9 protein-coding genes are annotated in these 6,462 nt (G+C 64.0%); 5 read left to right on the forward strand and 4 right to left on the reverse strand.

Annotated features, from left to right (window positions below; translation table 11 throughout):
* Window positions 1–61: 61 nt before the first annotated feature.
* Window positions 62–763: a DNA polymerase III subunit epsilon gene (gene dnaQ / locus EN932_RS01925; protein ID WP_063169604.1), complete on the forward strand. Its 702-nt coding sequence runs from the start codon at window positions 62–64 to the stop codon at window positions 761–763.
* Between the two features lie 119 nt (window positions 764–882).
* On the opposite strand, the gene secB is transcribed toward dnaQ, so the two are convergent.
* A complete protein-coding gene (gene secB / locus EN932_RS01930) occupies window positions 883–1,383 on the reverse strand; it encodes a protein-export chaperone SecB (RefSeq protein ID WP_013528724.1) in 501 nt (166 codons plus the stop codon).
* Between the two features lie 130 nt (window positions 1,384–1,513).
* Window positions 1,514–2,014 (reverse strand): FxsA family protein, encoded by a 501-nt coding sequence (locus EN932_RS01935; protein WP_127370086.1) that lies wholly within the window; start codon window positions 2,012–2,014, stop codon window positions 1,514–1,516.
* 217 nt (window positions 2,015–2,231) lie between these two features.
* Here EN932_RS01935 and EN932_RS01940 point away from each other — a divergent pair, with 217 nt between their 5' ends.
* The 4 genes from EN932_RS01940 to EN932_RS01955 are packed head-to-tail and all read left to right on the forward strand — an operon-like array spanning window position 2,232 to window position 4,982.
* Window positions 2,232–2,939 carry a Tim44/TimA family putative adaptor protein gene (locus EN932_RS01940; protein WP_013528722.1) on the forward strand — a complete coding sequence of 236 codons (708 nt, stop codon included), beginning with the start codon at window positions 2,232–2,234 and terminating at the stop codon, window positions 2,937–2,939.
* A gap of 21 nt (window positions 2,940–2,960) precedes the next feature.
* On the forward strand, window positions 2,961–4,076 hold the full coding sequence (locus EN932_RS01945; protein ID WP_127370085.1) for a murein transglycosylase A: 1,116 nt from the start codon (window positions 2,961–2,963) through the stop codon (window positions 4,074–4,076).
* A complete protein-coding gene (locus EN932_RS01950; protein WP_127385688.1) occupies window positions 4,073–4,603 on the forward strand; it encodes a Smr/MutS family protein in 531 nt (176 codons plus the stop codon). Before EN932_RS01945 ends, EN932_RS01950 begins: the two co-directional genes overlap by 4 nt.
* Window positions 4,604–4,613: 10 nt before the next feature.
* The gene (locus tag EN932_RS01955) at window positions 4,614–4,982 is read left to right on the forward strand and encodes a helix-turn-helix transcriptional regulator (protein ID WP_013528719.1); all 369 of its coding nucleotides are present in this window, start codon (window positions 4,614–4,616) and stop codon (window positions 4,980–4,982) included.
* Window positions 4,983–5,066: 84 nt separating this feature from the next.
* Here EN932_RS01955 and EN932_RS01960 read toward each other — a convergent pair whose 3' ends face one another.
* Window positions 5,067–5,234, reverse strand: coding sequence for a hypothetical protein (locus EN932_RS01960; protein WP_245265299.1), 168 nt, complete (start codon window positions 5,232–5,234; stop codon window positions 5,067–5,069).
* Between the two features lie 416 nt (window positions 5,235–5,650).
* On the reverse strand, window positions 5,651–6,268 hold the full coding sequence (locus EN932_RS01965) for a transglutaminase-like cysteine peptidase (RefSeq protein WP_127369423.1): 618 nt from the start codon (window positions 6,266–6,268) through the stop codon (window positions 5,651–5,653).
* Between the last annotated feature and the right edge of the window lie 194 nt (window positions 6,269–6,462).

Consider the following 6,462-nt stretch of genomic DNA (forward strand, 5'->3'; position numbering starts at 1 on the left):
AGTTTCTCATTGCCATTTTGTTCCGCTCTCATGATTCTGCTCCTTTGGAGCGACTGATTCGATGCGTGAGATCATCTTCGACACGGAAACCACCGGCCTCGATTCGCGCGACGACCGCGTGATCGAGCTGGGCGGCGTCGAACTGGTCAACCGTTTCCCGACCGGCAGGACCTTCCACCACTACATCAACCCGCAAGGCCGCGCGATCCATGTCGAGGCACAGGCGGTGCACGGCATCAGCGCGGCGGACCTCGCGGGCAAGCCGACCTTCGCCGAGATCGTACAGGAGTGGCTGGACTTCACCGACGGCGCCAAGCTGGTCGCCCACAACGCCACTTTCGATGTCGGCTTCCTCAACGTCGAATTCGGCCGGCTGGGTCACCCTGTCATCGACAACGGCGTCGTCGTCGACACGCTGGCGCTGGCGCGCCGCAAGCACCCGATGGGTCCTAATTCGCTCGATGCACTCTGCCGGCGCTACGGCATCGACAACACCAAGCGCACCAAGCACGGCGCCCTGCTCGATTCCGAATTGCTGGCCGAAGTCTATATCGAGCTGATCGGCGGCAAGCAGGCGGCCCTCATCCTCGACAGCGCCACCGCGCCGGCCCAGGGCGAGAATGTCCGCCAGATCGAAATCGTCGTCGCCCCGCGCCCGGCGCCACTGCCGCCGCGCGTGACAGAAGCCGAACGTGCCGCGCACGCCGGCATGGTCGGGACATTGGGTGAAAAGGCGCTGTGGCTGAAGGTTCACGGGAACTAAAATCGTCCCGTTGGCGATCCTTGGCGCCCCCCTCTGCCCTGCCGGCGCCTCAATCGTCCCGCCCAAAACAAAAAACCCGGCGCAAGGCCGGGCTTTTCACAATCCGTGGCAGGCAGCCCTCAGCTCACCTGGACCTTCGACGACGCCTGGTCCTCCGCCAGCTTCTGCTGGAACATCTGCGCGAAGTCGATCGGGTCGAGCATCAGCGGCGGGAAGCCGCCATTGCGGGTTGCCTCGGCGATGATCTGGCGGGCGAACGGGAACAAAAGACGCGGGCATTCGATGAACAGGATCGGCAGCATGTGTTCCTGCGGAAAGCCTGCGATGGCGAACACGCCGCCATAGACCAGCTCGACATTGAACAGCACTTCCTGGTCGAAGGACGCCTTGGCGTTGAGCGTCAGATTGACGTCGAACTGCTTGTCGGAGAGCGGGTTGGCGTTGACGTTGACATTGATGGCGATGCCCGGCGCCTTGTCGCGGCCGCGCAGCGAATTCGGCGCGCCGGGGCTTTCGAAGGACAGGTCCTTCACATATTGCGCCAGAACGTTGAGCGACGGCTGCGCCGCATTGCCGTTTCCGTTGGCTGCGCCGACCGGCGCGTCATCTTTGCTGGCCATAAGCCTTGTCCTCTTGCCTGGGCAGCGTCGCTGACCGAATTGAAATCGGGCGTTCGCTACCATGGCGGGGATGACAAGACAAGGTTTGCCGCCTTGCTTCCCGGCTGCGGCATGGAGATGGGACGGCGCGTTAATCGTCCTTCAGGCGGCGCCACGGCGAGTTGTGATCCGGGCCGCGCTTCAGATCGTCCTCGCGCGAATAGTCGCCGTCTTCGAGGTCGATGACCCTGTCGCGCTGGCGGCCACGAAAACCGCCGGTCGAGAAATCGGTAGCGACGACAATGCGGCCCTTGAACCGGCTCCAGGCAAAGTCGCGCAACGGCGGCAGAAACAGCAGCAGGCCGATGATGTCGGTGATGAAGCCGGGGATGATCAGGAGGATCGCCGCAACCACGATCATGGCGCCGTGCGCAAGGTGGCGGCTGGGGTTCTGGCCGGCCGCCATCTCGGTGCGGATGCGGGCCATGACACCAAAACCCTGGTATCGGAGCAAAAGCACGCCGGCGATGCTCGAGGCCAGCACGAGGCCTACCGTCGCCAGCGCGCCGACCTCGCGGCCGACGATGACGAAACCGGCAATTTCCAGCAGCGGCAGTGCAAAGAGAAAGAAGGGAAGCAACGAAATGCGCAAGTCTTGCCAACCTTTTTCGATCGTTATGACCGTTTTGATTGTTTTGGCCGCCAACTGGCAATCGCCGCTGGCACCGAGGCTGTTAGATAGGTATGCCTGCCTTTGATTTGAATGATTGCGCCTTGCGTTCTATATGCTTTGAATGTTGAACGCTATGCGACCGCGGCCATTGGGCCTGACGGTCCGGCCACAGGGCAGGGATTGATTGGCGGAAGATATGGGATTCTTCGACTTCGGCACGATTTTCTTCCTGATTGCGGCGGTGGTCATCTTTTTCCAGCTGCGCAATGTGCTGGGCCGCCGCACCGGCAGCGAACGGCCGCCCTTCGATCCGTATTCGGCGGCTCGCACCGGCGACAAGGATGCCGCCCAGAAATCCGAAAACGTCGTCTCGCTGCCGCGCAAGCGTCCGCCAGGCGAGCCGGCTCCCGACGCCTATGCCGCGATCGACGCTTTCGCCAAGCCCGATACCGACCTCAACAAGGGCCTGCGCACGATCAAGGACAATGATCCGTCCTTCGAGCCGAAGGGTTTCGTCGACGGCGCCAAGATGGCTTACGAGATGATCGTCATGGCCTATGCCGACGGCGATCGCAAAACGCTGAAGAACCTGTTGTCGCGCGAGGTCTATGACGGTTTTGTCGCCGCTATCGGCGAGCGCGAGGCCAAGGCGGAAAAGATCCAGTCCTCCTTCGTCGGCATCGACAAGGCCGATATCGTCTCGGCCGAGATGAAGGGCGGCGAGGCGCATGTCACGCTGCGCATCATCAGCGAGCTGATTTCGGCGACCCGCGACAAGGCCGGTGCCGTCATCGACGGCGACCCGGAAACCGTGGCCGAGGTCAAGGATGTCTGGACCTTCGCCCGTGACACGCGCTCGCGCGATCCGAACTGGAAGCTCGTCGCCACCGAGGAAGAAGACTAGGAAATACGCGGCGAGGCTCCGGTGTCGCTATCGCCTCTTTTTGTCGAGAAAGCCTTCGGCGATCTGCCCGGCTGGAACGATGACGACCATTCGGCGGCCTTCGCCGCCTTTCGGCGCTCGGCCTTCCATGTCCTGACCAAACCCTATCGCAGCGGCGCGCTCGGCGTCGACTTCGACGCCTTTGCGGATGCCTACACCGAGGCCCGGACCGTTTCGCCGGCGAATCGGTCGCCGGTTTTGACCCGCGGGAACGCCCGCGCCTTCTTCGAGCACCATTTTGTGCCGGCGCTTATCCCTGCGGAAAATGGGCTCGTCACCGGTTTCTATGAACCGCAAGTCGAGGCGTCACCGGTGCGCACGGACCGGTTTTCGGTGCCGCTGCTGTCGCGCCCGGCCGATCTCGTCGATATCGATGACGCAAACCGGCCGCCGGGCCTGGACCCCTATCTCGCTTTCGCGCGCCAGACGCGGAACGGGCCGGTCGAATATCATGACCGTGGCGAGATCGAGCGCGGCGCGCTTGATGGCAAGGGCCTGGAAATCGCCTGGTTGGCCGACAAGGTCGATGCCTTCTTCATTCACGTGCAAGGTGCCGCACGCCTCGCCATGACCGACGGCCGGCTTGCCCGCGTCACCTATGCCGCCAAATCCGGCCAACGCTTCACCGGACCAGGCAAGGTCCTGAGCGAGATTGGCGAGATCCCGCTGGCGGAAGTGACGATGCAATCGATCCGCGCATGGTTCAAGGCGCATCCGGACCGCGTCGACGAGATCCTGTGGCAGAACCGCTCCTACATTTTCTTCCGCCCGGCCGATGTCGAGGACGTTGCCCTTGGTCCGATCGCCGCCGCCAAGGTGCCGCTGACGCCGGGCCGCTCGATCGCCGTCGACCGCCTGCTGCACACATTCGGCACGCCCTTTTACATCGACGCGCCGACGCTCGCCGCCTTCGACGCAAAACCATTCCGCCGCCTGATGATCGCGCAGGACACTGGCTCCGCCATCACCGGGCCGGCGCGGGGCGACCTGTTCGCCGGTTCGGGCGATGCCGCGGGCGAGATCGCCGGCGTGGTCCGCAATGCCGCGGATTTTTATGCGCTGGTGCCGCGCGCGCTCATTGCGGGTGCGGTCCGATGACCCGGCGCCCGGACAAGCTCAGCGAGGACGACCGGGTTCTGTGGAACCTGGTGGCGCGCACGGCCAAGCCGCTGAAGGGGAAATTTGCCGCCGACATCCCCGAAATTCCTGCCGAGGCCAAGCCAAGCCAGTCGCAGCCCGCCCAGCCCGTCGCCAATGTCGCAGGGATCGCGAAGCCGAAGGCGCAGCATGTCACGCACCGCCTCGACGAACCGACGCTGGACAAATTGTCGAAGGGCCGGCTGCCGATCGAGGGCCGCGTCGATCTGCACGGCATGACGCAGGACGAAGCCTACTCGCTGCTGTTCTCGTTCCTGCACCGGGCGCATGCCGGCGGCGTCCGCTATGTCCTGGTCATCACCGGCAAGGGCTCGTCCTCCGGCGGCGATGGCGTGTTGCGGCGCGCCGTGCCGGCCTGGCTGTCGACGCCTGCCTTCCGGCCGCTCGTCTCCAGCCACGATCATGCCGCCCGCAATCATGGCGGTTCGGGTGCGCTCTATATCCGCCTGCGGCGGGTCCGTTCATGAGGACGGGCGCATGACCCCGTTCGGCGAGAAGCTGCGGACGCTGAGAAGCGAACGCGGTGTCCGCCAGAAGGACATGGCGGCGGCGATCGGCGTCAGCGCCGCCTATCTGTCGGCGCTCGAACATGGCAGGCGAGGCGCCCCGACCTGGACGCTGATCCAGAAGATCATCGGCTATTTCAACATCATCTGGGACGATGCCGAGGAACTGGCGCGGCTGGCCGAGGCCTCGCACCCGCGTGTAAAACTCGACACGTCGGGTCTTTCCCCCGCCGCCACCGAGCTCGCCAATCTGCTGGCGGAAAACATCGAGAAACTCGACGAAACCGAGCTTCGCCGCATCACCGCATCGATCCGCGCGGCGTTGAACCAGCGGCCGTAGCCTGACGGTCCGCGCCGGTACAAGTTCGCCTGCCTCACGAGGAAACTGCCCGCCGGCGGCCCGCCGGCGGGCAAAGTGGTGAGATCATTTCTTGCCGGCGGTGCCGCCATTTCCACCCCGGCCATGATCGCCGTGGTCGTGGCCATTGTTTCCGCCGCCCAGGCAGTCCGACGCCCCGGCATCACCGCAACAGCGGCCGGCCCAGAGGTCGTTGAGGTTGGTTTTGGCACAGCTGGTGGTCTGATCGGCCATGGCGGATCCGGCCATGCTCGACACCGCGATAGCGGCAAGAAGGGTGTTTCGCAGAAAAGCAGTCATCTGAAGTCTCCATGGTTGGTTTCGGTTCACGGCTGTGTGTCGCTGGCCGGAGCGAAATGGTTCACGGAGAAATGCGAATTCTGGCGGAGGGCCCATCGATTTCGTCATCCACGGGCGGAGCGGGCGCGCAGACCCGAGGATCCATGCCGCGAGTTGCGAGCGTCGCGACGGGGCAAAAGATCTGGTGATGACGGTATGACGATTGCAGGCGCCTGTTCCTGCGCCGCAGCGTTCTTCATCGGCATCACGGCATGGATCCCAGGGTCTTCGCGACGGAGCTTCGCTCCTGCTCCGCCCTGGGATGACGAAGCGTTGGATGCCGCCCCTAGGGAAGCCGCCGTTGCTGGTGCCTACTGAACCGCGCCGACCAGAACTTGCTGGCCACCGCGGATCGAGACCCAGCGGCCGGTGTTGTCGATCGCCTGCCGCTTGAGGAAGCGGTAGCCGGTCGCGTCCCATGGCTTGACCTTGTCGGTCAGATTGTCGAGCACATAGTCGCCCTCGTCGGTGCGCACCGTCAGCACGGCGTGGCCCTCGCCGTCGGGCTTGCGCACGACGGTGATCAGAAGATCGGCAAGCGAGATGCTCATGCGCGAAAGCTGGCGCCGCTTTTCCAGCACATAGTCCTCGCAATCGCCGACGCCCTTGTCGGGATAAGCCCAGACCTCGTCCTTGCCGTAGATGTCCATGTCGCTCATCGGCTTGACGGCGGCGTTGACCCTGGCGGTGACATTGAGAAGCTTGCGCATCAGCGCGTCGGTCATCTGAGCCGGCGCCAGATTGGTCGGGCGGATCGAGCACTCGCCCGGATGCAGCTTGCAGAAATCATAGTGGCCGATCGGCTGCGAGGTGAGCCCCCCGGTCGCCATCGCTCCACCCGCCAAGGCCGGTGCCACCCAGCCCGCCGTCATTGCCAGCCCGGCCGCCACATACACGCGCAGCCGTCGCGCCATCGATGAGGAAATCATTGTCCCCGCTCACCCTTTGTTATTAACGAAAGGTTAAGGGGGATTTACAGTCCGTGTCAATTACGACGACGGTCGGATTGTCGGCATGGTTACCCGAGGGGCTGGACAGCGGCACTTGTGCAACAGAATCAGCCAGCCGGCCGGCTTTTACCGGTCAATCGCACGGTTTATCGCCGTTAAGCTTGGTTTTATGC

The sequence above is a fragment of the Mesorhizobium sp. M7A.F.Ca.US.002.01.1.1 genome (genome assembly GCF_004022955.1).
GTDB classification, from domain to species: domain Bacteria; phylum Pseudomonadota; class Alphaproteobacteria; order Rhizobiales; family Rhizobiaceae; genus Mesorhizobium; species Mesorhizobium ciceri.

Coding starts and splice junctions, on each gene's coding strand:
- dnaQ (WP_063169604.1), top strand. CDS start 62: ATGCGTGAGATCATCTTCGACACGGAAACCACCGGCCTCGATTCGCGC.
- secB (WP_013528724.1), bottom strand. CDS start 1,383: ATGGCCAGCAAAGATGACGCGCCGGTCGGCGCAGCCAACGGAAACGGC.
- EN932_RS01940 (WP_013528722.1), top strand. CDS start 2,232: ATGGGATTCTTCGACTTCGGCACGATTTTCTTCCTGATTGCGGCGGTG.
- EN932_RS01950 (WP_127385688.1), top strand. CDS start 4,073: ATGACCCGGCGCCCGGACAAGCTCAGCGAGGACGACCGGGTTCTGTGG.
- EN932_RS01955 (WP_013528719.1), top strand. CDS start 4,614: ATGACCCCGTTCGGCGAGAAGCTGCGGACGCTGAGAAGCGAACGCGGT.
- EN932_RS01960 (WP_245265299.1), bottom strand. CDS start 5,234: ATGGCCGATCAGACCACCAGCTGTGCCAAAACCAACCTCAACGACCTC.
- EN932_RS01965 (WP_127369423.1), bottom strand. CDS start 6,268: ATGATTTCCTCATCGATGGCGCGACGGCTGCGCGTGTATGTGGCGGCC.